The organism is Streptomyces sp. NPDC050528 (assembly GCF_044457795.1).
Lineage (GTDB): Bacteria > Actinomycetota > Actinomycetes > Streptomycetales > Streptomycetaceae > Streptomyces.
Map to the genome: position 1 here is coordinate 240,721 of NZ_JBITHH010000007.1, position 25,359 is coordinate 266,079.

At 69.4% G+C, this 25,359-nt stretch carries 22 protein-coding genes and 1 pseudogene; 9 read left to right on the top strand and 14 right to left on the bottom strand.

Translation table 11 applies throughout. The features are described 5' to 3' along the window. Nucleotides 1-274: 274 nt before the first annotated feature. Complete coding sequence (locus ACIBK4_RS25055; RefSeq protein ID WP_398997693.1) at nucleotides 275-874, bottom strand: TetR/AcrR family transcriptional regulator; 600 nt, start codon at nucleotides 872-874, stop codon at nucleotides 275-277. A 142-nt stretch (nucleotides 875-1,016) separates the two neighbouring features. On the opposite strand from ACIBK4_RS25055, the gene ACIBK4_RS25060 reads away from it, so the two are divergent. Continuing rightward, on the top strand, nucleotides 1,017-1,811 hold the full coding sequence (locus ACIBK4_RS25060; RefSeq protein ID WP_398997695.1) for an alpha/beta fold hydrolase: 795 nt from the start codon (nucleotides 1,017-1,019) through the stop codon (nucleotides 1,809-1,811). 92 nt (nucleotides 1,812-1,903) lie between these two features. Next, nucleotides 1,904-2,275, top strand: coding sequence for an antibiotic biosynthesis monooxygenase (locus tag ACIBK4_RS25065; protein WP_266393487.1), 372 nt, complete (start codon nucleotides 1,904-1,906; stop codon nucleotides 2,273-2,275). Nucleotides 2,276-2,650: 375 nt separating this feature from the next. On the opposite strand, the gene ACIBK4_RS25070 is transcribed toward ACIBK4_RS25065, so the two are convergent. The 6 genes from ACIBK4_RS25070 to ACIBK4_RS25095 are packed head-to-tail and all read right to left on the bottom strand — an operon-like array spanning nucleotide 2,651 to nucleotide 10,551. Further along, on the bottom strand, nucleotides 2,651-4,312 hold the full coding sequence (locus tag ACIBK4_RS25070) for a (2,3-dihydroxybenzoyl)adenylate synthase (RefSeq protein WP_398997697.1): 1,662 nt from the start codon (nucleotides 4,310-4,312) through the stop codon (nucleotides 2,651-2,653). Beyond that, nucleotides 4,302-6,359, bottom strand: coding sequence for an acetate--CoA ligase family protein (locus tag ACIBK4_RS25075; protein WP_398997700.1), 2,058 nt, complete (start codon nucleotides 6,357-6,359; stop codon nucleotides 4,302-4,304). The genes ACIBK4_RS25070 and ACIBK4_RS25075 overlap by 11 nt, the downstream gene beginning before the upstream one ends. Next, nucleotides 6,356-7,909, bottom strand: a complete 1,554-nt coding sequence (locus tag ACIBK4_RS25080) for an FAD-dependent monooxygenase (protein ID WP_398997702.1) — start codon at nucleotides 7,907-7,909, stop codon at nucleotides 6,356-6,358. The genes ACIBK4_RS25075 and ACIBK4_RS25080 overlap by 4 nt, the downstream gene beginning before the upstream one ends. Before the next feature lie 16 nt (nucleotides 7,910-7,925). Then, nucleotides 7,926-8,651, bottom strand: a complete 726-nt coding sequence (locus ACIBK4_RS25085) for a maleylpyruvate isomerase family mycothiol-dependent enzyme (RefSeq protein WP_398997704.1) — start codon at nucleotides 8,649-8,651, stop codon at nucleotides 7,926-7,928. Beyond that, the gene (locus ACIBK4_RS25090; RefSeq protein WP_398997706.1) at nucleotides 8,648-9,478 is read right to left on the bottom strand and encodes a fumarylacetoacetate hydrolase family protein; all 831 of its coding nucleotides are present in this window, start codon (nucleotides 9,476-9,478) and stop codon (nucleotides 8,648-8,650) included. Before ACIBK4_RS25090 ends, ACIBK4_RS25085 begins: the two co-directional genes overlap by 4 nt. Then, a complete protein-coding gene (locus ACIBK4_RS25095) occupies nucleotides 9,475-10,551 on the bottom strand; it encodes a cupin domain-containing protein (RefSeq protein ID WP_398997708.1) in 1,077 nt (358 codons plus the stop codon). The genes ACIBK4_RS25090 and ACIBK4_RS25095 overlap by 4 nt, the downstream gene beginning before the upstream one ends. A 120-nt stretch (nucleotides 10,552-10,671) precedes the next feature. Here ACIBK4_RS25095 and ACIBK4_RS25100 point away from each other — a divergent pair, with 120 nt between their 5' ends. Next, nucleotides 10,672-11,445 (top strand): IclR family transcriptional regulator, encoded by a 774-nt coding sequence (locus ACIBK4_RS25100; protein WP_398997710.1) that lies wholly within the window; start codon nucleotides 10,672-10,674, stop codon nucleotides 11,443-11,445. Between the two features lie 91 nt (nucleotides 11,446-11,536). Here ACIBK4_RS25100 and ACIBK4_RS25105 read toward each other — a convergent pair whose 3' ends face one another. The 5 genes and pseudogenes from ACIBK4_RS25105 to ACIBK4_RS25125 form a co-directional block, all read right to left on the bottom strand. Next, entirely contained in the window at nucleotides 11,537-13,027 is a 1,491-nt protein-coding gene (locus ACIBK4_RS25105) for an aldehyde dehydrogenase family protein (RefSeq protein WP_398997712.1), read from the bottom strand. 80 nt (nucleotides 13,028-13,107) lie between these two features. Beyond that, entirely contained in the window at nucleotides 13,108-14,028 is a 921-nt protein-coding gene (locus ACIBK4_RS25110; RefSeq protein WP_398997714.1) for an NADP-dependent oxidoreductase, read from the bottom strand. 63 nt (nucleotides 14,029-14,091) lie between these two features. Continuing rightward, the gene (locus ACIBK4_RS25115) at nucleotides 14,092-15,282 is read right to left on the bottom strand and encodes an amidohydrolase family protein (protein WP_398997716.1); all 1,191 of its coding nucleotides are present in this window, start codon (nucleotides 15,280-15,282) and stop codon (nucleotides 14,092-14,094) included. Nucleotides 15,283-15,589: 307 nt separating this feature from the next. Next, nucleotides 15,590-17,134, bottom strand: a complete 1,545-nt coding sequence (locus ACIBK4_RS25120; RefSeq protein ID WP_398997718.1) for an aldehyde dehydrogenase family protein — start codon at nucleotides 17,132-17,134, stop codon at nucleotides 15,590-15,592. Nucleotides 17,135-17,356: 222 nt separating this feature from the next. Beyond that, nucleotides 17,357-17,860, bottom strand: a pseudogene (locus ACIBK4_RS25125) (transketolase-like TK C-terminal-containing protein); the annotation flags it as partial. A gap of 787 nt (nucleotides 17,861-18,647) precedes the next feature. On the opposite strand from ACIBK4_RS25125, the gene ACIBK4_RS25130 reads away from it, so the two are divergent. After that, the gene (locus ACIBK4_RS25130; RefSeq protein WP_398997720.1) at nucleotides 18,648-19,712 is read left to right on the top strand and encodes a zinc-binding alcohol dehydrogenase family protein; all 1,065 of its coding nucleotides are present in this window, start codon (nucleotides 18,648-18,650) and stop codon (nucleotides 19,710-19,712) included. 30 nt (nucleotides 19,713-19,742) lie between these two features. On the opposite strand, the gene ACIBK4_RS25135 is transcribed toward ACIBK4_RS25130, so the two are convergent. Further along, a complete protein-coding gene (locus ACIBK4_RS25135) occupies nucleotides 19,743-20,534 on the bottom strand; it encodes an SDR family NAD(P)-dependent oxidoreductase (protein WP_398997722.1) in 792 nt (263 codons plus the stop codon). Nucleotides 20,535-20,654: 120 nt separating this feature from the next. Between ACIBK4_RS25135 and ACIBK4_RS25140 the strand changes: the two genes are divergently transcribed. Further along, nucleotides 20,655-21,062: a MarR family winged helix-turn-helix transcriptional regulator gene (locus ACIBK4_RS25140; RefSeq protein WP_398997724.1), complete on the top strand. Its 408-nt coding sequence runs from the start codon at nucleotides 20,655-20,657 to the stop codon at nucleotides 21,060-21,062. Between the two features lie 51 nt (nucleotides 21,063-21,113). Here ACIBK4_RS25140 and ACIBK4_RS25145 read toward each other — a convergent pair whose 3' ends face one another. Further along, nucleotides 21,114-21,434 carry a response regulator transcription factor gene (locus tag ACIBK4_RS25145; protein ID WP_398997726.1) on the bottom strand — a complete coding sequence of 107 codons (321 nt, stop codon included), beginning with the start codon at nucleotides 21,432-21,434 and terminating at the stop codon, nucleotides 21,114-21,116. Between the two features lie 331 nt (nucleotides 21,435-21,765). Here ACIBK4_RS25145 and ACIBK4_RS25150 point away from each other — a divergent pair, with 331 nt between their 5' ends. The 4 genes from ACIBK4_RS25150 to ACIBK4_RS25165 all read left to right on the top strand — a co-directional run bounded on the left by ACIBK4_RS25150 (nucleotide 21,766) and on the right by ACIBK4_RS25165 (nucleotide 25,011). After that, nucleotides 21,766-22,164, top strand: coding sequence for an aldehyde dehydrogenase family protein (locus tag ACIBK4_RS25150; RefSeq protein ID WP_398997728.1), 399 nt, complete (start codon nucleotides 21,766-21,768; stop codon nucleotides 22,162-22,164). 233 nt (nucleotides 22,165-22,397) lie between these two features. Then, a complete protein-coding gene (locus ACIBK4_RS25155; protein ID WP_398997730.1) occupies nucleotides 22,398-22,994 on the top strand; it encodes a nuclear transport factor 2 family protein in 597 nt (198 codons plus the stop codon). Next, nucleotides 22,994-24,061, top strand: a complete 1,068-nt coding sequence (locus ACIBK4_RS25160) for a maleylacetate reductase (protein ID WP_398998268.1) — start codon at nucleotides 22,994-22,996, stop codon at nucleotides 24,059-24,061. The genes ACIBK4_RS25155 and ACIBK4_RS25160 overlap by 1 nt, the downstream gene beginning before the upstream one ends. A gap of 11 nt (nucleotides 24,062-24,072) precedes the next feature. Continuing rightward, nucleotides 24,073-25,011 carry a dioxygenase gene (locus ACIBK4_RS25165; protein WP_398997732.1) on the top strand — a complete coding sequence of 313 codons (939 nt, stop codon included), beginning with the start codon at nucleotides 24,073-24,075 and terminating at the stop codon, nucleotides 25,009-25,011. Nucleotides 25,012-25,359 lie beyond the last annotated feature (348 nt).

Consider the following 25,359-nt stretch of genomic DNA (forward strand, 5'->3'; position numbering starts at 1 on the left):
TTCGACGGCTTCGTACTGGTTGCGGAGCGTCGCTCAGGTCGCTGGCCGACCACACCGGCTCGGTCAGCCAGCGTCGGCGGGCACGTCCGGGAGTACCTGACTGCGCTCCACATACGGACACGGACAGGTGGCCGGCGGCCATGGGTGATGTGCAGTAGTGCCCAGCAGCGGACGGCGAGGCTCGCTCGACAGGGGCGGCGATGGCGGGTTGTCAGGAGTCCGGTCAGCTGCCTGAACGCGATTGTTCCCCTCCGTCAGGAGCTTTCGGTGACCGCTACCGGGAGTCCTGCTGTGCGTCGGAAGGCTGCACCGTGGTGAGCCATTGGGCGACGACGGCGTCGATGAAGGCGTCGGTGACCTGGCCGCGGTCAAGGAAGAGCCGGGCGAGGACGGGCCCGTACAGGAGGGTGAACTCGTCGTCGCCGATCTGGATACCCGAAGGCTCCAGCAGCTTGTTGAAGCCGACATAGCGGTCTTCGCCGATGCGGACGAGCGCGCGCGCACTGTCGGGGTCGTGGTCGGCCTGGGCGGTGACGGCCAGGGCCGCGGCTCGCACGGCCGGCACGCTGACGCCGGCGCGCAGGCTCTTGAGCCAGGCGGTGGCCACCTCGCGCACGTCGCTGCCCGGTTCGGGGTACGTGCCGAGGTCGGGGCCTTCGAGGACGAGGTCGAAGAGCAGTGCGGCTCGGGTGGGCCAGTGCCGGTAGAGGGTTTGGCGGGTGACGTCCGACCGCTCGGCCAACAGGGCGTAGGTGAGCCCGGCCGGTCCGACCTGAGGCAGCAGTTCTCGCGCGACGGCCAGCACGCGGTTGCGGGTGCGCTGTACGCGCGGGTTGCCCGGAGTCGGCTGACGGCGGTGGAGGGGCTGCTTCATGCGACCACCCTACCCGCACATCATACGGCATGTGTGATTGACGTCACAGGCGGCAATCATACGCGCCGTGTGATAGACCTGAGTAAGCAATCACACGCACTGGATGATTCTTGCGTGTCGACGATTCGAAAGGCAGACGCCCATGTCACCCCGCAACCTCACCGCACCCACCTTCGCCCGCACTCGCCTCGGCTCCGGCCCCGGCCTGCTCCTCGCCCACGGCGCCGGCAGCAGCCTGGCCGGCACCTACGGCCCCGTCCTGGAAGCCCTCGCCGCCCGCCACACCGTCGTCGGCATCGACTACCCCGGCAGCGGCGACACCCCCCGCTCCACCACCCCGCTGTCCGTCGACGAGCTCGCCGACCAACTCGTCGCCGCCGCCGACGCGGAGGGCGTCGACCGCTTCGCCGTGTCCGGCTACTCCCTCGGAGGCCCGGTCGCCGTCCGCGCCGCCACCCGCCACCCCGAGCGCGTCACCGCACTCGTCCTGACCGCCGCCTTCCCGCACCGCGACAACCGGCTCGCTCTCGCCTCCTCGATCCAGAGCAAGATCGCCGCATCCGGCGACCGCGAGCTGCTCGCCGAGTTCCAGCTCATGGTGGCCCTCGGCACCCAGGCGCTGGAGTCGATGCCGGCCGAGCAGCTGCGGCAGACCCTCGGCTACGTCGCCGCCGGTACGGTCGACGGCAGCGCCGAGCAGACCGACCTCGTCGGCCAGGTCGACGTCCGGGACGACCTCGCCGGCATCACGGTCCCCACCCTGGTCGTCTCGACCACCGACGACCGGCTCGTCTCCAGCGCCCTGCACCGCCGGCTCGCCGAGACCATCCCCGGCGCCCAACTCGCGGAAATCGCCACCGGCCACCTGCCGATGCTGGAGCGGCCCGACGAGTGGCTGCAGCTCATCACCGACTTCCTCGACAAGCACCACGCCTGACCGCACACCACGGGCGGTACCACACGGGGCCGGCCCCTCACCCGAACCGCTCCTTGATCACAACTCACCACACGCGCGTACATGGAGGAACCATGCTCAAGTTCGGCCAGCTCGACGAGTCCACCCACTTCCACGACCAGCAGAAGGAGGAGGCCGGCCCGGTCACCATCATCAACACCTTTGTCGCCCCGGAGGGCAAGGAGGACGAGGTGGTGGCCGCCTGGAAGGACGACGCGGAGTACATGAAGAGGTCGGGGAGCCTCCTCTCCGTGCAGCTGTACCGGGGCATAGCCGGCAGCCGGCTCTTCACCAACGTGGCAGTCTGGAAATCCACCGAGCACCTCCGTGCAGCGCTCGGCACGCCGGAGTTCGCCTCGCATCTGGCGAGCTACCCTGCCGGCACGGTGGCCTACCCGCACCTCTACCAGAAGTTCGCTGTAGAGGGCGTCTGCGACGGGGAATGACGACCGCCACCCTAGGCCGGGCGCCGTTCGCCAGGCGCACGAGGCGGTAGCGACGTTCGGTTCCTGGTCGGGCGCGGGCTCACGTCGGCGACATAGATCCGCGTCCTCCGACCGACTGGTGCTCGAAGCACTCGGCCCGGCCCGCACGGAGAAAGACTCAGCGGCAGGACGTAGGAGAGGACGCATGTCGCTGGTCGCCAGGGCGGGGTACATCCCGCCACTGGCTCGACGGTCGGGACACGGGGTGATGGCGATGGCGGTACCTGGAGCTGTTTCCCAGGCACCGCCGGAAGACCGGCGAAGCCGATTGACTCCGTCCGGGAAGCGAAGGTCACCGTGACGCCGTCGGCCCGTTCGCCGTCGCGGCGAGCGCCGTCACACCGCCTCGACGGAATCCGCCCCGCCACGGACGACATCCCGCAGACGCTTCTTGTCGATCTTACCGACCTTCGTCAGCGGCAACTCGTCCACAACCAGCAGGTCTTCCGGGAGCTTGTATCGCGCCACCTGCATGGCGGTGAGGGCGGCACGGACCGATTCGAGGCTCAAGCGGGTCCCCGGCTCGACGACCACGACCGCGCACACCCGCTCCCCCAGATCGGGGTCGGCCTTCGCGACGGCCGCGACGCGGGCGACACCGGGAAGGCGGTAGATCAGGTTCTCGACCTCCTCGGCGGAGATCTTCTCGCCGCCCCGGTTGATGAGGTCCTTGTCGCGTCCTTCGACGACGAGATTGCCCGACGGATGCAGCCGGACGACGTCACCGGTGCGATACCAGCCGTCGGGGGTAAACGCTCTGGCGTTGTGCTCGTCGGCCCGGTAGTAGCCGCGTGGGGTGTACGGGCCGCGGGTGAGCAGCGCGCCCATCTCACCGGGCCGGACCGGCTCGTCGGAGGCGTCGGCGACGTGGATCTCGTCGTCCGGGCACATGGGGCGCCCCTGGGTCTCAACCTTGATCTCGTCGGGGTCGTCGGGGCGCGTGTAGTTCAGCAGCCCCTCTGCCATGCCGAACACCTGCTGGAGGGTGCAGCCGAGCACGGGTTCGGCGCGGCGGGCGACCTCCGGCGCGAGGCGGGCGCCCCCCACCTGCAGCAGCCGTAGTGCGGGCGGGGCGGGGTGGCGGCCGGAGGCCACCGCATCGATCCAGCGCTGGACGACGGCCGGTACAGCGGCAGTGACCGTCACGCCCTCGGCGGCCATCAGCGGCAGCACCTTGCCGGGTTCCGGGGTGCGGGCCAGGACGACCCGGCCGCCATTCATGAGGGTGCCCAGGATTCCGGGGCAGGCCAGGGGGAAGTTGTGTCCGGCGGGCAGCGCCACCAGGTACACGGTGTCGGAGTCGAGACCGCAGACCTCGGCGCTGCGCCGCGCGTTGTACTCGTAGTCGTCATGGGTGCGGGTGATGAGCTTCGGTAGTCCGGTCGTACCGCCGGAGAGCAGGAAGACGGCGATGTCGCCGCTGTCCGGGGCGATGTCGTCGAGCCGGGCCCGTGCGCCGGCCGGGTCGTTGGCCGGTTCGGCCAGGGCGCGCAGGTCCGTGGCGTCGGTACCGGCCGTGCCACCCGCCACGAGCAACAGCCTTACGCTCGGGGTGTCTTCGGCGACCTCCCGCCCCAGGGCCTGATGGTCGAAGTCGCCGAGTCGGTCCGGTACGGCGATCGAGGTGACCTCGGCATGGGCGGCCAGGTAGCGCAGTTCGTGACCGCGGTGCGCGGGCATCGCCATCACGGGAGCGATTCCAGCCCGCAGACAGGCAAGGGTGAGTGTGACGAACTCCCAGCCGTTGGGCAGCTGGACGAGCATCGCGTCCCCGGACTTGAGACCACTGTCCAGCAGGCGGCATGCCAATCCGTCGGCCCTGTCCACGAGTTGGCGATACGTCAGACGCGTGTCGCCGTCCACTACGGCCACTGTGTCGCCGTAGCTCTCCGCCCATTCGTGAAGGTACGAGCCAAGCGGCCGACCACGCCAGTACCCGGCCTCGCGGTAGCCGTCGGCCGCTTCCTTGGGCCAGGGCACGAATCCCTCACGCGTCATCGGATCCTCCTTGATCCCGGGGGTCACGCAGCAGCAGCACGGCGTCGAGCGCGACGACGTCGCCGTCGGGCAGAACGCGCAAAGGGTTGATCTCACACTCGGCCACGGCGTCGTCGGCGGCGAGGGAGGCCAGGGCGAGCAGTACATGGGTGAGTCGCGCGCGGTCGACCGGGGTGGCGCCGCGCGCGCCGAGGAACAGCTGGCGGGTGGCGAGCTCGTCGAGCATCGCGTGGGCCTCGTTCTCGGACAGGGGCGCGAGGCGCAGGGAGACGTCGCCGAGGATTTCGGCGGCCGTTCCTCCGGCGCCCAGAGCCAGCACGGGGCCGAAGACCGGGTCCCGGCGTACGCCGACGATGAGTTCGGGTCCTGCGGGGGCCATCTGTTCGACCAGCAGCGCGGGGCTTGCGGGCATGCGGGCGAGTGCGTCGTCGAGCTCCTCGTGCGTGCGGATGCCGACCTGGACCCCACCGACCTCTGTCTTGTGCAGGATCTCCGCGTCGAGGATCTTCACGACGACCGGTCCTCCGAGCTCCAGTAGAGCCTCGTGCGCCGCGGCTGGGTCTGCGCATACTCGCCGCACGGGCGTGCGAATGCCCAGGTCTGCAAGAACGCCCTTCGCGGTGTGCTCGTCGACACGACCTGCAGGGGGCACTGTGCATGCGTCGGAGCTGCTGAAGACGGCCTCAAGTCGGGTGCGAGCGATCGCGTCCTCGGCCAGCGCGCGGACCATGGCGGAACCGGAGGCCGGTGTGGCCGCGCAGGGAATGCCAGCCTCGCCGAGTTCCCAGCGGGCCTGACGCGCCTCCTCCTCAGGTCCGCCTACGACGGCGACGAGCGGCGTGGCCGTGCGGGCGGCGGCCAGCGCGGCCGGGAGGTCAACGGCGGTGGGCTCCAGCAGACCGTACACGGTGGTGACATCGATGCCGGGGTCCTCCGAAACCCGCTCCACGACCTGCGTGAGCACTGGCGAGGGACGGCCGGTGTCGACGGGGTTGTTCAGGTACGTGAGGACCGGGAGCAACTCGCGCAGCTCCTTCACCGTCCGTTCGACCAGCGGCGGCAACTGGATGCCATGGGAGCGCAAGTCGTCGGTGAGCAGCAGGCCGGGTCCGGCTTGTGCCGTGACCAGGCCGACACCTGGGCGTACCTTGGCCGGGAGCCGTATGCGGCCGAGTGCGGTGACGGCGTCGACGAGGTCACGTTCATCGTCGACGAGGACGGCGCCCGCCTGGCGCAAAGCCGTTCTCGTCACGCGCCAGCTTGTGGCCAGGGCACCTGTGTGGGAGCGGGCGAAGTCGCCAACGTCGCTTCGGCCTACCACGAGGGCCACGACGGGGACACGATCGATCAGACGGCGCACGGCGTCGGTGAGGCGGCGGCCTTCCCCGGCGGTCTCCACGTGCAGGGCTATCGCCCGTACACCGTCGTCCTCGGCAAGGTGGTTCAGCACGTCAGCCTGGGTGACGTCCAGGCTGTTTCCCAGCCCAACGCCCAGGCGCAGTCCTACGCCGGCCTCGTCAAGGGCGAAGGCCAACGCGTGGTTCACTCCCCCGCTGGCCGCTACGACCGCCACCGGACCCGATTCCAGGTCGGGGGTGCCGGGGACGAAACTGGCCGCGAGCTGTCGATGGGGGGCGAGGAAGCCCGAGGTATTCGGTCCGAGGACCCGGATGCCGGTGTCCCGCACCACCTCGGCCAAAGCATGCTGGTGTAGCAGCCCATCCCCGCCGGCTTCTGCGAACCCGCCGGCGCACACAAGTGCAGCGCGTGCCCCCACTGCTGCCGCCTCGCGCAGGGCGTCGGCGGTCACGGCGGCAGGGATGCAGGAGACAACCAAGTCAGGTGTGATGCCGTTGGCTGCCACGGCCTCGCCGATGGTGGGGAAGAAGCCCCGGTAGGGGTCCGGGCGGCCGGAGTTGACTTTCAGCACCGGCCCCGAGAAGAAAGCCAGGGAGTCAGTCATAGCCGCGCCGAGCTTCCCGGGTGTGGCGGAAGCGCCGAGGACGGCAATAGCTCGGGGTGCGAACAACGGGTCCAGGACGCTCACTTGGTGCCTCCCACAAGGTCGGCCCTGCCGGACAGCAGGAGTGTGGTTGCGGTGTCTTCGTCATACGCCCCGATGACCGCGGCGGGCAGGCCGTGCGCGAGCCGAGCCTCCTCCGCAACCAGTACGCGGGTCAGTGCCGTACCACCGCGTACACCGACGAGCAAGGCGCCGGCCTCTGCCGTCTCACGCACCTGATCAAGGGCGAGCGGCAGGCCCTCCTCAGTGTCCGGGGCGTCGATCCACACGCCCGCCTCCGACGACTGACCGCTGAAGGGGACCATCGGGATGCCGGTGCCGTCGGTCCCGGTCAGGAGGTCGTCGTCGACCGTCACCCGCCGCGAGGGAAGTCGGTACGGCCCGCCCCGGAAAGGCGTCTGCAGGGGCCCTGCATCCTGACGGCCGCGCCACCATCCGTCGACACGGTCCACGTACAACGCGTCGCGCACGGCGAGTTTGCCCCGCGGGATGCTGCGGGTGAGGAAGTGGAAGGCGAACTGCGTCGGGTCGTCGAGCGTACGGACGTAGCGGCCGAAGTGCTCCCACCAGGACAGGCTGGGCCGCGCCGAGTTCTGGATCTTCTCCACCTTTGGGCGACGGCGCTCCTCGTAGATCTCCAGTGCCTCCGGCACGCTGTGCGACGCCTCCCCCAGGGCCTCGGCCAGCGCGACCGCGTCCTCCATGGCCATCTTGGTGCCGGACCCGACGGAGAAGTGCGCGGTGTGCGCGGCGTCGCCCAGCAGCACCCACTTGCCCCGTCGCCACGAACGGGCCCTGCGGGTGGCGAAGTTGGCCCAGCGGGAGTTGTTGCCGACCAGCGGGTGCCCGTCGATCTGCTCGCGGAACAGGTTTTCCAGGTAGCCCTTGGTCTTCTCGTCGCTCATGCCCGGCGGGGTCGCCGGATCGAAGGCGTCGAGACCGGCCCTGGCCCAGGAGTCCGCGTCGGTCTCGACGATGAAGGTGCTCAGCGAGTCGTTGATCGGATAGGCGTGGGCGGCGAAGACACCATGAGGGCCGTCCTGGTGGACGAAGGTGAGCCCGTCGAACATGTAGGTGGTGCCGAACCAGATGAACTTCGCGCTCGCCACCTCGGCGGCCGGTCCGAAGTCGTCGGCGAACAGGGTGCGGAAGCGGCTGTTGGCGCCGTCGCACACGACGACCAGGTCGAAGTCGTCCAGTTCAGCCGGGTCGCGGACGTCGTGCTGGAAGCGCATCTGGACGCCCTCGGCGCGGGCCCGTTCCTGCAGCAGGCTCAGCAGCGTCCTGCGTACCACGGCCGCCATGCCCATGCCGCCGACGCGCTCCCGGGCGCCATGCACACGGACCTCGATGTCGTCCCAGTGCCGACCGTGCTTCTCCAGTGCCTCGCTGAGGACGGGATCGGCGGCGTCGAGGGCGTCGAGTGTGGCGTCGGAGAAGACCACTCCGAAGCCGAACGTGTCGTCGGGCCGGTTGCGTTCGAAGACAACGACCTCGGCGCCGGGCCGGCTCCGTTTGAGCAGTGTGGCGAAGAACAGGCCTCCGGGACCTGCGCCGATGCAGGCAACTTTCATCGTTGTTCCTTCATGCTCACAGCCATGCGGGCAGTTTCGGCAGGGATCCCCCGCCGGTCGGGTACAGGGGGCCGGGCACGGGGCGCCCGGTCGCATAGGCGGCCAGGCTGGGCAGGTCACCACGGACCACGACCGGCTCGGCGCCGGCCGAGTGGCCCAGAAGCCAGGTGTGGGCCCCGTCCTCGGACCGCAGCCGGACGGAGGGACAGTCAGGTCGCCCCCGGAAGGAGGCGGCCACGTCGTCGACGAGGGCCGCGCACATGTCGTGCGGTACGTCGTCGAAGCTGGTGTCGCTGTCCAGGTCGACGGCGTGGACCCACACTTCACGCACCCGCATCCAGGGCACCTGGGAGGCGGGCACCTCACGGCCTCGCGCGGTGCGGACGGTCGCCGTCCAGCGCTCGTCGGGCAGTGCGGCGAGTTCCGTGGCGAGACGACCGTCGGCCGCGAGCAGTTCCGCACGTAGTTCTGCGGCCGGGCGCCGGGCGCCCTCCTCGATCTCGTGCGCGCGCTGGTCGCCACTGGCGTACATGGGCGTCTCGACACCTGTCCGCGCCCAGGTCAGCAGGTTGACCAGCGCGTCGGCGTTGCGAGCGACATGGGCGACGAGGTGGGCCCGGCTCCAACTCGGCAGGTTCGAGGGCCTGGTGAATTCCGAGTCGGTCAGCCAGTGCACGGCGGCTTCGAAGGCCGCCGTGCCCTTGGCCGCCTGCTCCAGCATCGCTGCCGGGCGTGCGTTCACCGCGTCTCCCGGCGGCAGGTGTTGCGGGTCTCGCCAATGCCCTCGATCCGGGTGACGAGGCGCGTACCGTCCTGCAGATAACGGGCGGGCTTGCGGGCGTGGCCGACCCCGCCCGGAGTACCGGTGGCTATGACGTCGCCGGGCACCAGCGTGACGATCTCGGACAGGTACGCGACGAGTGTGGCCGGGTCGAAGACGAGGTCGCCGGTGTCGGCCTTCTGGACGGTGTCGCCGTCGACTTCACAGGTCAGGCTCAGGCCCTGGGCGGATACCGCGGGGTCGTCGGCGGTCACCAGCCAGGGACCGATGGGAGTGGTGGCCTCGAAGGTCTTGCCCTGGTCCCACTGGGTGGTGCGGTACTGCCAGTCGCGGGCGGTGACGTCGTTGAGCACGGTGTACCCGGCGATCGCGGCCCGTGCCTGCTCCGGATCGGCGTGCCGGACCTCGGCACCGATGACGACGCCGAGTTCGGCTTCCCAGTCCATCTGCGTGGACGCGGCGGGCAGGGTCACCTCGTCGTACGCGCCGATCAGTGCCCGCGCGTACTTGTTGAACAGTGTGGGGTGGGAGGGGAGTTCGCGGCCCATCTCCAGTATGTGGCTGCGGTAGTTGAGGCCGACGCATACGACCTTCTCCGGGGCGACGACCACAGGGGCGTAGTCCAGGGCACCTTCGTACGTCTCACCGTCGGCGTCCGCGGCGCGCACGGCCCAGTCCCGGTGGCGCAGGAAGGCCACCAGGTCGCTCTCCCCGAGGTCGACGGCCTTGTCCTCGTCGACGCGGACGGCGCGCGTGGCGCCGTTGACCCGGATGGTGGCGAGCTTCACTTGTGTTCTCCTCGGGAGGTACGGGCGAGACCGAGGGCCTCGTAGACGGGCTCATCGCTGAAACGGAAAAGGTCGACCTGGGTACGGGCCGACAGCGAGACCTCGCACCAGGACGGGACGACGAACAGGTCCCCCTTGGCGATCTCGAAGACCTTTTCGCCGACCTGGGCGACCGCCTCACCCTCGAACACCTGCCAGACCGCAGAGCCGACGGTGCGCACCGGGACGGTCTGCGTACCGGCCCGCAGTCGGCGCATCTCGGTGCGCATCGTGACCAGGGCGTCCCTGCCGGTGGTGGGGTTGGAGAAGCGGATCCCGGCGTGCCCGGGCTCGATCACACCGGGTACGCCTTCGTCCTCCAGCTCCAACTGAGCGGTCAGGGCCGCGTCGGTGTGCTCCCAGCGGTAGGCGTTCAGCGGGGAGTTGGGCTGGTCGGGCCGACTGATCGGGCGCAGTCCGGGCTGTCCCCACAGCCGTTCGCCGCGCGAGCGCTCGGGGGTTTCGCGGGTGGAGAGTTCGTCGGGGCCGAACTCGAAGAAGCCGCCGTCGAGTTTGGAGACGAGCGGGATGTCGAGGCCGTCGAGCCAGGCCATCGGCTCGTCGGTGACGTTCTGGTGCTCGTGGAAGGCCCAGCTCGGTGTGAGCAGCAGGTCACCGCGCCGCATTGCGACCGCGTCCCCGTCGACGTTGGTCCACACGCCCTCGCCTTCGAGCACGAACCGGAAGGCACCCTGGCTGTGCCGGTGCGAGGGGGCGACCTCGCGCGGGCCCAGGTACTGGATGGCGGTCCACAGGGTCGGAGTGGCGTAAGGAAGGCCCCGAAGGCCGGGGTTGGACAGGGCCATGGCGCGGCGCTCGCCGCCACGCCCCACCGGCACGAGCTCGCCGGAGCGCTGCGCGATGGGCAGCAGGTCCGTCCACCGCCACAGGTGCGGGACCGCGGCGGGCTGCGGCGACATCGGCATGAGGTCGTCCACCTGGGTCCACAGCGGAATCAGACCCGCGTCCTCGAAGTCCGCGTACAGCTCGTCGAGCAGCTTGCGCTCGGTCTGTTCGCTGGTGGTATCGGTCACGGAAACCTCCACGTCGTGTGTTCGGCGACCGCCAGAACAAGCGCGCATCCTGCGGCGCTGATTCCTGACGCTACGCCGACTTTTCCCTCTACCGGAATCATTGAAGGGTAGGATTCCGCTATGGAGAATCCACTGGACCGTTCGCCCGGTCCCTCGTATCCGGTGAGCGCCGCCGGCAACGCCCTGCGCGTCGTACGGCTGCTGCACGAGCTCGACGAGCTGCGGGTGATGGACGTCGCCGACCGGCTCGGCGTCGCGCGCTCGACCGCCCACCGGATCCTGGCGATGCTGGTCTTCGAGGGATTCGCCGCGCAGGACCGCCACAAGGTGTACAGACCCGGCCCGGCCCTGCAGGCGATCAGGGGAAGCCAGGCGGCACCTCCCCCGAACCTGATCACCGTCGCCCACCCGCACCTGCAACGACTGGCGGACACCGTCCGCGAAACAACCCACCTGATGGTCCTCGAAGGCAACGCGGCCCGCTTCCTCGACGGCGTCGAGGGCCCACAGGCACTACGCGTCAGCTACCGCACCGGCACGCTCTTGCCCGCCCACGTCACCTCGGGCGGCAAGACCCTGCTCGCCGCCCTGCCGGCCGACCGGCTCCGCGCCCTCTACCCCAACGGACTCCCCGGGCACCGGACCGACGCCTCCGACGACGTGGAACGCCTGTTCAACGAGCTGGTGTCGGTGCGGCGGACCGGCTACGCCATCAACCTCCAGGAGAGCGAGCGCGGAGTGCACGCCGTCGGCGCATGCGTCCGCGACCACACGGGCACCGCCGTGGCCGCCGTCGCCGTGGCAGCCCCGTCCGTCCGCTGCACCCGCGCGAGCCTGGCAGCGTTGTCCCGACCCTTGCTGGCAACCGTGCGGGACATCGGCCAAGGGCTGTGAACGGCACGACGGCGTGCGGCACCATCCGTCCTCAAGGGTGCCGCACGCCGTGTCTTCGAGCCGGGTTACGCCGCCTCAAAGACCGGGTTGTTCACCTGCCGTGTCCAGTCACCTCCAGGGACGGCGCCCAGCGCGGCATCTCGCCCCTCCCGGAGACCAGGCGGATGTTCTTGCTGTAGCCGTACTCGCCCAGGGTTTGGGCCGAGGTCTCCCGGCCGTAGCCGCTCGCGCCGACACCGCCGAACGGCGTGCCCGTGAAGTTCCGGTTGTAGTTGTTCACGAAGACGAACCCGGTGTGGAGGGCGCGGCTGACCCGCAACGCGCGTTCGGAGTCCGGCGTGAACACTGCGGCGACCAGGCCGAATTCGGTGCCGTTGGCGATCCTGACGGCCTCGTCCTCGTCGTGGAACGGGATCATCGAGATGACCGGGCCGAAGATCTCCTCCTGCGCGATGCGCATGTCCGGGCGGACGCCGGTGAACAGCGTCGGCGCGACGTAGTAGCCGCCCGCAAGCTCCGGGTCGTCGGGGAACGCCGCCTGCGCCGCGATCGTGGCACCCTCCTGGACACCTATGTCGATGTAGTCCAGCACCCGCTTACGCTGGGCGGCGGACACCATCGGCCCGATGTGCGTGCCGGGATCGATGCCGTTGCCGACGCGCAGCCGCTTCACCGCGTTGCCGTAGCGGCGCGCGACCTCGTCGTAGATGTCGGCGTGTACCAGGACGCGGGACGCCGAGGTGCAGGCCTCGCCCTGGTTGAAGAGGCCGCCTTCGATCGCCCACGGCAGCGCCAGGTCGAGGTCCGCGTCCTCGAAGATGATGAACGGGTCCTTGCCGCCGAGCTCCATCAGGGTCGGCGTCAGGTTGTCGGCAGCGGTCTTGATGACCGAGACGCCGGTGGTGGGCGACCCGGTGAACGAGATCTTGCCGACGAGCGGGTGGCCGGCGAGCCGGGACCCGATCGAGCCGGTGCCGGGAAGGATGTGGACCACGTCGTCGGGCAGGACGGACTGGATGATCTCCACCATGCGCATGGCTGAGAGCGGGGCCTGCTCCGGCGGCTTGATCACCACCGCGTTGCCGACGGCCAGCGCCGGGGCCAGCTTGCTGGCGGTGTGGATCGGCGGCCAGTTGAACGGCACGATCGCGGCGATGACGCCGTAGGGTTCGAGCACCGTGATGTCCAGCAGGCTTCCGCCGTCGTTGACCTGGCCGGGCATGGAGTCGCACTGGCTCGCGAAGAACTCGAAGATCCCGATCGCCGCGTTCACGTCCCCGTTGCGCGCCTGGGTCAGGGGTTTGCCGTTGTCGCTGCACTCCAGGGTCGCGATCTCGTCGGCGTGCTCGCGTATCGCCTGAGCGACCTTGCGCAGCCAGCTGCCGCGCTCGCGGGCGGTGCGGGCCTTCCAGGAGAAGTGCGCGTCGTAGGCCGTCTGTACGGCCTGGTCGACTTCCTTGTCGCCGGCACCCTGAACGACGGCCAGCGGCGCGCCGGTCGCGGGGTTGTCGACGGTGAACTGATCGGCGGCGTCCTTGGACGACCAACGGGTGTGGATCTCGGATTGTGACGACTTGGCCACGGCCTGGCTCCGTTCAGGGGTGTGCTTGGTTTTGACGGCTCGCTCGCAGGATGCGCTGGCAGCCGGTCGATGACGGCCCGTCAGGACCTGAGAACGATCTTGCCGTTCGTGTGCCGGCGTTCCAGCTCCCGGAAGGCCTCTCGGACTTCGTCGAGCCGGTAGACGCCTGCGATGGGGATCTCCAGATCCCCATCGGCGATCAGCGTGGCGAGTTCCCGCAGGACGTCGGCGCTTGCCGCCGCCGCGCTGCCCTCCGCCTTGGTGCCGTGCTTCGCCGCGCCGGGGAAGTCGATGATGGTGTTGATCCGTTCACCGGGTACACCGAGTTCCAGGGCCAGTTCGATGTAGGGAGCGCCGAAGGTGTCGATGAAGGCGTCGATCGTGCCGCCGGCCGCCGCGCGGATGCGCCCGCCCACATCTCCGCCATAAGTCAGCGGGATCACTCCGTGCCGGGCAAGCCATGTGTGGTGGGGCTCGCTCGCCAGGCCGATGACGGTGGCTCCGGCGTGCCGGGCGAGTTGGACGACGAGAGAGCCCACCCCACCCGCGGCCCCGGAGACGACGACGGTCTCGCCACGCTTGACCCTGACGGCGTGTACCGCCGCGTACGCCGTGGTCCCGGCGACGAAGAGCGCGCCTGCCTGCTCCCACGGGACCCCCGCCGGTCGGGGGCTGAGGTGGTCGTTGTCGACGATCACGTACTCGGCGTGGCTGGCCCTCTTGTGGGTGAAGCCGATCGCTTCGTCACCGACGGCGAATCCGGTGGCTCCCGCGCCGAGTTCCTCGACAATCCCCGCCAGGTCGCTGCCCTGCCCCGACGGAAACGTCGCCGGAAACCTGTCGTGCAGGAATCCCCGCCGGATTGCGGCCTCGCCCGGGTTGATCCCGGCCGCCACCACCTTGACGAGGACCTGGCGTTCGCCGGGCCCGGTCCGTTCGACGTCGACCACGTTCAGTACGTCGATGCCGCCGTACTCGGCGAATCGCACTGCTTTCGGCATCGCGGCTCCTCAGGTCGCACTGACGGGTGAAGAGAATGCGGGACTACGCGGACTGTCGGTCGTTCACAGCCCCAGAATGCGTTCGGCGTTGCCGTGCGCGATGCGCGCAAGGTCGGCCGGCGCGTACGGTGCGGAACGCAGGAACGCCACCGCCTCGGCGCTGGACTCGAACGGGTAGTCGATGGAGAACAGCACCCGGTCGACACCGACGGCATGGACGGCTCCCAGCAGCGCGGCATGCGACATCACTCCGCTGGTGGTGGCGTACACGTTGTTGCGCAGGTAGTACGAGGGCAGGTGCTGCACCCTCTGCTCAACCGGCACTTGGGTGTAGCGACTGTCGAGCCGGGCCATCTGGAAGGGCAGCAGCTCGCCCATGTGTCCCAACGTCACTGACGCGCCCGGGAACTCGTCGAACACGCCGCCGTAGATCAGCCGGAGCGCATGGGCACCCACCGTCGCGGTCCAGCCCCAGGACGGCCCGACCAGCGCGGGGTACCCGTCGAAGACATGCCAGTTGTCAGCCGGAATGACAGCCGGATGCAGATACAGGGTCACGCCGAGCCGCTCCAACTCGGCCCATACCGGCCTGAACTGCGGCTCGTCCAGGTAGTGCCCCCGCACATGGTCGTTGTACAGCACGCCCTTGAGCCCGAGTTCCTTCACCGCCCGGCGCAGCTCCACGACCGCGGCCTTCGGATCCTGCAGCGGAAGGACCGCGAAGCCCGCGAACCGGTTCGGATGACTGGCGACCGCCTTGGCCAGATGGTCGTTGACCCGCCGCGCCACAGCCACCGCCTCCGCCGGATCCTCGATCACTTCCAGACCCGGCGTGGCATACGAGAGGACCTGCATGTCGACGCCGTTGGCGTCCATGTCCGCCAGCCGCAGCTCGGTCATGTCGTCCAGGCGCCGGAACCACTCCTGCTTGATCGCGTCCGGCACGTCCATGCGCTGACGGATCGCTGCCTCCTGCCGGATGGCTCCAGGAATGGCGAACGCTTCTTCCACAGCTACGACGCGCATCTTCTTCTCCTTCTTGGTGTTCCGATGGTCTTTCGATCCGCCGGACGTCGTGGAGGTACGGCTGCCGGGCCGCGCCTCGGCGGCGAGCGCGGGCGACCCTGCGGCCAGACCGCCGGTAACGGCGGCTCCTCCGACAGCGGCGGTCGCGGCGAGGAATCTTCGCCGGGTGGCTGTGGTCGGGGGCTCGGCGGGTGGAGTCACGCCTTGGACGGAACGTTCGTTGGACATGTCCGCTCTCCCTCGATGGTGGCGCGGTGGTTGTCGGGAGGTACCAATTGCTGTCGCGCTCCGCGAGAGTGCGCGTCGTTTCTCCCGGTGGTCCGGTTTGCCCTCCGAGCCGCCGCCATCGAGTCGTGTCGGCGGCGGGCATGGCCTCGGCGGGTTGTGGTCGGCTCGCACCATCGCCGGGACGCGTCCGGCGACCGGGTCCGAGGTGGTGCGCCGTCTCGGACCTGGTGCCAGGCCGGTCAACGACCGGTCGCGTGACGAGGTGGATGCCGGAGCGGGCTCGGCCCGAACCGTTCGCCTCTGCCCGTCAGTTGGTCGGGGCGGCCTTCTCGGCGCCCTCGGCCAGGATCCTGTTGCGAACGCCGGCGAGGGCACCCGCCATCGCGCCCGCGGGCCTGCCGAAGGTGGTGGCCGAGAACTGGGCGGGGCCGGCCTTGGCGGTGAAGGAGTGCGGGTAGGCGAACTCCCGGAGTCCTTCCTCTCCTTGCTTGCGCCCGTAACCGCTGTCGCCGCGACCGCCGAAGGGCACGGCGGGGTTGATGGAGAACACCAGGGCGTCGTTGATGCTGGTCATTCCGACGCGGAGCTGCCGGGCGATGTCCTCGCCGCGGTCGCGGCTGAAGACGGCGCTGCCCAGTCCGTAGCGGCCTCCGTTGATGTGCGCGATGGCCTCCTCGGTGTCGGTGACCTTGACGACGGCGAGCGTGGGCCCGAACGTCTCCTCCGTCACTGCCAGGGCGTCGGGGCTCACGCCGACCAGGACGGTGGGAGTGACGTAGCGCTCCCCCACCGCCTCGATGCCACCGACAGTGGCTGTCGCGCCGCGATCGAGGGCATCCTGGATGTGCTCCCGGATGATCGGGATCTGGGTGGGCAGCGGAACAGGGCCGATCTCTGCCTCCTCGTCGCTGCCGGCGCGTACCTGCTTGGCAAGGTCGCTGATCTTCTCGACGAACGCGTCGTGCACCGACTCGACGACGTAGGCCACTTCGAGGCTGATGCAGCCGTGTCCGGTGTTCTGCATGGCACCCCAGACGATGTGCTTGGCGGATTCGTCCAGGTCGGCGTCCTCGGCCACGATGACGCCGTCCTTTCCGCCGAGTTCCAGCAGAACGGGGGTCAGGGTCTGCGCGCACTGGGCGGCCACGGTCTTGCCGGTGGCGACGCTGCCGGTGAACGCGAGCTTGTTCAGGCCGGCCTCGATGAGCGCTCCGCCGGTGGCCCCGAACCCGTTGAGGCACTGGAGGACGTTCGGGAAGTCGGGGACCGCGCGCTGCCAGGTCCGGACGATCCACTCCCCGACGCCGGGCGTGATCTGGCTGGGCTTGAGGATCGCGGCGTTTCCGGCCGCGATCGCCTCGATGAGGATGGCCCCCGGCGTAAGCAGGGGGAAGTTCCACGGGCCGATGACGCCGACGACTCCGTAGGGCTGGTATTCGACCCACGCACGCTGGTTGGGCACGGTGGGGCTGTCCGGCACATCCCGGCGTCCCAGCACGCGCTCGGCGTTCTCGATGGCGTACTGCACGTGCTCCAGAATCCCGAGCACCTCGACGCGGGCTTCGTCGAGGGGCTTGCCGTTCTCGGCGTGGATGAGGGCGGCGCCCTCCTCGCCGCTCACGGCTATCTCCCGCCGCCAGGCGCGCAGCCGCTCCGTGCGTCCCTCGAATCCGAGGTCCCACCAGGGCCCGGAGACCGAGCGAGCGGCGGCCACGGCCGTGGCCGCCTCTACCTTGCCGGCCACGGGGTACCGGGCGAACTCGACCCCGGTTGCCTGATCGACGGTGACCACCTCGCTCCCGTCCTGTCCGATGACTCCGTCACGCGTGATCGTTGGAGTGTTGTTGGTCACGGGTCTCTCCCACTTTCTTACGACCGCCTGCACACAAGCAGCACCCCGAGGGTGATGACAGGTGGCGGACGCTGTGTTCGGCGCGGTGAAGGACCGCCGTGTGACAGCGGGTGCGCGTCGACCTGAATGACTTCAGCGATGGCTCAAGGGCCTTGGCAAGTACTAGATTATCAAGCTTCTGTCTACTGTCAAGCGTTTGATAACTAGCAAGGCTCTTGCAACTCAACCGGTCAGGCAAAGGGCGGCGCGGACGTTACTGTCCGCGTCGAGCCCGTGATGGCGGTAGACGTCCTCAAGCGATCCGGACTGCCCGTACCGGGTCACGCCGAGGGAGGAAGCCGGCACACGGTTGACGGTGGCCAGGAAGGCGAGGGTCTGCGGATGGCCGTCGAGGACCGTGACCAGAGGTGTGGCGCGCTCGGCAGGAAAACCCTGATCCAGCACCCAGGACTCGGCCTGTTCGTGGCCCTGCCTGGCACGCACCGCCCGATATAGGAGATCGGGACTGGTGACACACACCAAGTCCGCCGCGACACCGGCCCGCGCCAGTCGATCAGCGGCTGCCAGCGCCTCCGGCATCACCGCACCCATCGCGGCGATGGTGACCCTGGCGCCGTCGGTGCGCAGCAGGGGATATGCCCCGGCGACGACGAGGCGCCGGCGACGCTCGCGCGCGGCGGGGTCGCCCGGCACGGCGGCCAGCGCCTGGTCAATCGGCCGTGATGCCGGAACCAGAGCGCCGTCATGATCGACACCATGGACGCCGACGACGCCTGGTGCCCGCCCACCTTGAGTCCCGAAGGGTTCGCACGTACGCGGTTCGCGTGATGGGTGATCGCCGACGACAGCCAGAGCACCCTGCTTTCCACCTCGCGCAGAACACCGAAGTCGTCCTGGGTGTCAGGCGGCGTGGTCACTGGGCTGCTCATGACTGACCAACTCCTGCTGTCGGCGGCGAATTCGGAGACGCGGGCTTCCCACGACGCCGAGGGGGCCGATCACCACGTCGGCGATCAGATGCGAGACGGGTGGCGCAATGCGGTCGGCGGACCCGGCCCGAACGAGTTCAGGCAACCGTCGCGGTAAGTCACTGCCGCCGATCACTGCTTGCGATGTGCGCATCAGCGCCTGAGCAGAGGAGATGTTTGCTCTTGCCGACTCCAGAGCGCTCTTGGGCGCTGTGGGGTCACCCACTTCCCAACTCTTGAACCAGGGCCAAGTTAATTCTAGAGTGCTACCCAGTCAACAGATGTGCAGGAAGCCATATATTTCGGAACGAAAACTCATGACTTCGAGTCAAGAGCCTGGGTAAGCTCTCAGCCTGGACCGACCACCACGCTCAGGCCACGACCGGTCACCCCCTCGGATCGTCGGACCGAGCAGTGTCCTGGTCCCCCCCTGGTGAGCCGCCTGGTCGGGGCCCGCTCGCCCGCGGTCTCGCGGGGGCGGGTGAGGTGCGCGCGACTGTATGCAGGCCCCGATGAACCGCGTAACGATCTGAAGGAACGTGAGAGTGGAACAGACCATGATGGCGGTCCGCCTGTTCGAACATGGCGGACCCGAGGTGCTCAGGTACATTGAGGCGCCGATTCCCGAGGTCGGCCCCGACGACGTCTTGATGCGCGTACACGCCACGGCCGTCAACAGCTGGGATCTCCGGTACCGCGCAGGCAACCTGCCGCAGCCTCTCCCGGGACGACCCGCGTGGCCTCTGCCGTTCCAGCTCGGCCGGGACGCAGCCGGTGAAATCGTCGCCACCGGCGAGAACGTCACCAGGTGGCGCCCCGGCGACAGGGCGGTGCAGCTCCCGCATCTCCCGTGCCGCAACTGCGCCCTGTGCGTCCGCGGACTCGAAAACCTGTGCATCGACACCGCCTACCCCGGACACCAGGTCTTCGGCGGATACGCCCAGTACGTCACGCGCCGGCAGGACGCCATCCTGCCCATCCCCGACGGCGTCGACTACGAGACCGCCGCAGCCACCATGTGGACCTACACCACCCCCCTCAACTGCGCGCGGCAAGCACCCGTCGGCCCCGGCGACACGGTGGTCATCACTGGCGCCAGCGGCGGAATGGCGATCGCCTGCGCACAACTGGCCAAGCTGAGCGGAGCCACCGTCATCGGCACCACCACCAAGCCGGACCACGACGAAGCGCTCGGGAAGCTCGGCTACGACCACATCGTGCACTCCACCGATCCCCGACTGCCCGCACAGGTCAGGGAGCTGACCCACGGCCTGGGCGCCGACGCCGTCTGGGACTGCGTCGGCGGCAACGACTTCTTCCAGCTCTCCCTTTCCTGCACACGGCTCGGCGGCACGGTCATCGTCCTGGGCACCCCGACCGACGAGGGATCCCGCCTCGAACTGGACGCGCTCGCCCTCATCGGCCAGCAGGTGAAGATCGCCAGCGTGCGCGGCGCGACCCTGCGGGACCAGGAACTGTGCCTGGAACTGCTGGCAGACGGAAAGATCAACCCTGTCATCGACCGCGCCTACCCCCTGGAAGAAGCGGCCCAGGCTCACGCCTACCTCGAAAGCCACCGGCAGACCGGCAAAGTACTCCTCCTGCCATAACTGAGCCGCAGGCCGCCGGTTGGGACTGCCCTAGGCTCGCGGATCCGCGTACCGAGCGGCGAGTGTGGGCTGGTTGCCGCCCGCGACAAAGGCGGTCTCTGCGGTGAGCAAGGCGTCCAGAGCGGAGTCCAGATGCTCCAGACCGGGGGCGCAGACGGTCTCACCGAGGCGCAGCCCGGCCAGGCTGGCCGATGCCACGTCCTGGGGCGTCATCGCCCAGGGGATGTTGTGGCCGGCGCCGCTGTTCCACTCCGTGGCCACGACGCCGGGGCACACGACCTGGACGCGGAGGGGGGTGTCGGCGAGTTCGTTGGCAAGGGTGCGGGTGAAGCCCAGGGTGGCGGCCTTCGCGGCGACGTACAGGGTGCGCCGGGGCGCTCGCGAGTCAGTGACGCCCGCGCTGAAGGCGAGGAGCGAGGCGACGGTGACGATCGCGCCTTCGCCTGCCGCGAGCATTCCGGGAAGTGCGGCGTGGACCAGCCGGACGGGGGCGACGGCGTTGAGGGTGAGCAGGCGGTCGATGTCGGCGGGGTCGACGTCGGCGAGCGGGGCGTAGCCGCCGGCGCCGGCGTTGCTGATCAGCATGCGCACGTCCCCGGCGGCCAGGCGGACGGTGACAGCGGCGATGCCGTCATGGGTCATGAGGTCGGCGGGCAGCACCTCGACGGCTGCTCCATGGGCGCGGAGTTCCTCGGCCAGGTCGGCGAGCCGGTCGGCGCGTCGCGCCACCAGGACGAGGTCGTGGTCGTCTGCCAGGAGACGGGCGTAGGCGGCGCCGATGCCGGAGGAAGCGCCAGTGATCAGAGCAATGGTGCGATTCATGGGACCAGCATCCATCAACCGCTAGGCAAGTGTCAAACATTTGATTGCTCTTAAGTGTCGTATCCTTCTCGCGTGATACGAAATAACGAGGAGCCCGTCGAGCTCGGAGCGCTTGACCGAGTGACCTGGGCTTTGCGCCGCGCGGAACTGGCGGTGCAGAGCCTCAAGGAGCAGCGACTACGCCCGCTGGGCCTGGCGGCGGCGCACTACACGCTCCTGATCTCCGTGCACGATGAACCGGGTCTGACCGGCGCCGAACTTGCCCGCCGCCTCAACGTGACCCCCCAGGCCATCGCCTCACTGGTGGCGCGTCTGGAGAGCCGCGGACAGTTGGAGAGACGCGAGCATCCGCGCCACCGGCACATCCAGGAACTGCATCTCACCGGCGCCGGTCGGGAAGCGCTGCGCGCGGCCGACAAAGTGATCGCCGGCATCGAGCGGCAGATCACCAGTGGCCTCGGCCCGGAGGAATCGGCGCAGCTGCGGGCGCTGCTCGACCGGGTGGCCGAGACGATTCGCGAGGACTGACCTCTCGGCGGCGCTCTCCGCCTGACTGCCGTCGGGCCAGGCGAACCCGGTTCACGTGGCAACCGGTGGCCGGTTGGTGGGCTCGGCGAGGCCGATCTCGTAGGTATAGGTGACCCCTTGGACTCGGTCCCGCAGTTCGAACTTGGCGAGAATCCGCGCGACATGCGTTTTCACGGCCACTTCGGCCACCACCACCGTCCGGTCGGCGAGTTTCGCGTTCGTGAGACCTTCGGCCATGTGCAGCAGGATCTCGTGCTCGCGCCCGGTCAGCCGCTCCAGCCGCGGTTCGGTCGGTCTTCCACCGGTGTCCGGGTGGGGCAATCGGTGCGCGTGGGCGTCCAGGAGGCGTTGTGTCGTGCTGGGGGCAACCACCGCGTCACCGAAGCGCCTGCACGCCTCCGGTCCGGCATCGAGGTCACGAAGGACAAGCTGGTCAACGGCCACCGGATGCGCCCTTGCCGTTCCCGGTCCGGGAGACGGTCATGTGGGCCTGAGAGGACATCGCGGAGGGCTGGCGCCTGGCGCACGTACAACCAGTCCAAGCACATGCCGCCAGCCTGGAGCCCGGGAAGGCCGACCGGGTCACCCACACACGGCTGTTCGATGAACGGACATCAGGGTTCAGGGCGCGACGCCGAGGGCGGAGAGTTCGACATACAGGTTTCGTGCGGCGATCGCCGCTGTTGCAGAGTTGAGGCATCACATGTCAGCCACAGGGACCGAGGCACCCACGTCCGGCGCGGTCCGGACCAGCTGCCTCCTCAACACGGGCGAGCACGTCGCGGCCAGGAGCGGCCACTACTTCGAGACCACCGAGGCCCTGACCGGTGGACCGACCGCGTGGGCCGCGGCAGCCTCCGTCGCAGATGTCAATCTCGCGGTGGACGCATCGACCTCCGCCGCGCCCGACGTGGCCCGCCGGATCAGGTCCGGCATCTGCCACATCAACGGCGCCACCGTGCACGACGAACCCCAGATGCCCTTGGGCGGTGTCGGCGCCGACGGCTGGGGGCGGTTCGGGTCCCGCGCCGCGCTGGAGGAGTTCACCAAGTTGCGCTGGATCACCGTCCAGTCAGGATCCCGCCACTACCCCATCTCATGACGGGACGAGGTCGTACGGCGCACGTCACCCAGCGTGCGCCGCGCCCTCCGGCCCCACTCCCCCGACTGTGGTGGCTTGCCGCGGCCTTCAGCCCAGCGGTGGCAGCCGCATGGCTTGCGGACATCCGAGAAACAGAGGCCTCCCAGCGGCTCGACCGCGAGCTGGAGGAGTTCTTCCGGTCCGCCTGACCAGGCCTCTGTACCAGAGGTCTCCGCCCTTCCAAGGAGTCACGAATGTCGCAGGCCGACAACGACCGCCACGAGATCCGGCAGCTCGTGGAGAACTGGGCACTGTGGCGCGACGCCGGAGACTGGGACCGCTTCGCCACGGTCTGGCATCCGCGCGACGGCTGGATGAGCGCCACCTGGTTCCAGGGAAGCGCCACCGACTTCATCAAGGCCAGTCGCGAAGGCTTCGACAACGGAGTCAGCATCCTCCACTTCCTGGGCGGCCACACCGCGGACGTCGTCGGCGACCGGGCCATCGCCCAGACGAAGATGACCATCAACCAACGCTCGGGCATCGACGGCGTCGAGGTCGATGTCGTCTGCACCGGCCGCTTCTACGACTTCCTCTCCCGCCACGAGGGGCGCTGGACCCTCGTACGCCGGCAGCCGATCTACGAGAAGGACCGGCTCGACGTCGTCGACCCCGCTGCCTCCCTGACACTGGACCCCGAACTCCTGGAGCAATTCCCGTTCGGCTACCGGCACTTGGCCTACCTGCAGACCAAGGCGGGCTTCACGGTCAAGGACGGACTTCCCGGCCTCACCGGCACAGCAGTCGAGCAGCTCTACTCGGAAGGCAAGCAATGGCTGGCGGGAGCCTGATGATGTTCACCCACGAAACCCTCCCCCAGCGGGTGGTGTTCGCGGCCGGCGAGTCACCCGCCGCCGTGGCGGCGGAGGTCAAGGCGCTCGCCGGTTCCAGGGTCATGCTGATCGCCTCGGACCGCGAGAAGGAGCTGGCCGACCCGATCGCCAAGGAGATCCCGGTCGTACTGCGTCACGAGGAGGTCGTGATGCACGTGCCGGTCGAAGTCGCGGCACGAGCCCTCCAGGCGGCGGCTGGCGCGGAGGCGGACGTCCTGGTCAGTGTCGGCGGCGGCTCGACCACGGGTCTGGCCAAGGCGGTGGCGCTGACCACCGGACTGCCGATCGTCGCGGTACCCACCACGTACGCCGGCTCGGAGGCGACCAATGTGTGGGGCCTGACCGAGGGTGAGACCAAGGCCACCGGTGTGGACGACAAGGTGCTGCCCGCGTCGGTCGTCTACGACGCCGGTCTGCTGACCACACTGCCCGGCAAGATGACCGTGGCCAGCGGCCTCAACGCGATGGCGCACTGCGTGGACTCGATGTGGGCGCCGCGTGCCGATCCGATCGACCGGGCGCTGGCGCAAGAGGGCATCCGCGCACTGGCGACCGGCCTGCCGGCGGTGGCCGACGACTCGACGAGCGTCGAGGGCATCGAGCAGACCCTGTACGGCGCCTACCTGGCCGCTGTCGCGTTCGCCTCGGCCGGCTCCGGGATGCATCACAAGATCTGCCACGTCCTCGGCGGCATGTTCAACCTCCCCCACGCACAGACCCACGCGGTCGTGCTGCCCTACGTGCTGGCCTTCAACGCCCCGCACGCTCCCGAGGCGGAGGCCCGGATCGTCCAGGCCCTCGGCGCGGTCTTCCGTACCCGGACGGCGAACGGCCGTCTTGCCGCCCTGCGCCGGGTGCTGGACGCCCCGAAGGCGCTGCGCGACTACGGCATGCCCGAGGACGGCATCGCCAAGGCGCTGGGGTCGATCACGCAGGCGATCCCCGACAACAACCCGGCCCCCGTCACCGACGAGAACCTGACCGCGCTGCTGAAGGCAGCGTGGGCCGGCCACCCGATCAACTGAAGGAGGCCGTCATGGCGACCTACGTCAACTCCGGCTCGGCCCAGGCCGGTTCCCACGGCACCGTCTACCGCGAGGTGTCGCCGGAGCAGCAGGCGGTCGAGCAGCGACTCGTCGAGAACGTCGTGGCCTCCTTTGACGCCTGCCAGGACCCGCGGCTGCAGGAGCTCATGGTCTCCCTGGCCAAGCACCTGCACTCCTTCATCCGCGAGGTCCGGCTGACCGAGGAGGAGTGGGGGACGGCGATCGACTTCCTCACCAGGGCCGGCCACATCACCGACGAGGTCCGGCAGGAGTTCATCCTGCTGTCCGACACCCTCGGTGCGAGCATGCAGACCATCAACGTCAACTACCAGGCCTACCGGGGCGCCACCGAGGCGACCGTCTTCGGGCCGTTCTTCGTCGAGGACGCCCCGGCGATCGAGCTCGGCGACGACCTGGCCTTCGGTGCCCCCGGTGAGCCCTGCTGGGTCGAGGGCACCGTCACCGACACCGACGGCGCCCCACTCGCCGGCGCGCGGATCGAGGTCTGGGAGGCCGACGAGGACGGGCTCTACGACGTGCAGTACGAGGCCGACAAGCGCGCCGGTCGGGCTCACCTCTTGTCCGCGGCCGACGGCGGCTACCGCTTCTGGGGCCTCACCCCGACGCCGTACCCCATCCCCGACGACGGCCCCGTCGGCAAGATGCTCGACGCGGTCGGCCGCTCACCGCTGCGCGCCGCCCACCTGCATTTCATGGTGTCCCACGAAGGGGCGCGCACGCTGGTGACCCACATCTTCCCCGAGGGGGACCCGATCGGCCGCAAGGACACCGTCTTCGGCGTGAAGGACTCGCTGGTCAAGCGGTTCGAGCGGCAGCCCGCCGGTACGCCGACGCCTGACGGCCGCGTCATCGACGGCACATGGAGCCGGGTGCGCTTCGACATCGTCCTCGCCCCCAAGGGCGTATGACGGTGTGCCGTTAGGGTTCAGTGCTGATGCCGACGCACACCGAGGTGGCCCGGTGGCAAACGAACAACTCGGTCCGCACAGCAGGCGCGAAGCCTGTCGTTTCACACTCGCTACCGACGCATCGCGTCGCCCCCGGCCAGCAGGCATCCACCACCAGTCCCGGCCAGTGCCTCCGCCGTGACGAGCGTTCCACCCGCGACTGGTGCTCGGGGCCGCCCGGGCGCCCGGGCGCTCAGCTAAAATGATCGATCGTCGTACTGTGCTCCCGCGGCAGCAGCACTGTCGCCGCGGGTGTCCTTGCCATCACCGCAGTGGCCGGGGGCAGCGACCCGGCGTTCGCGTCGGTCA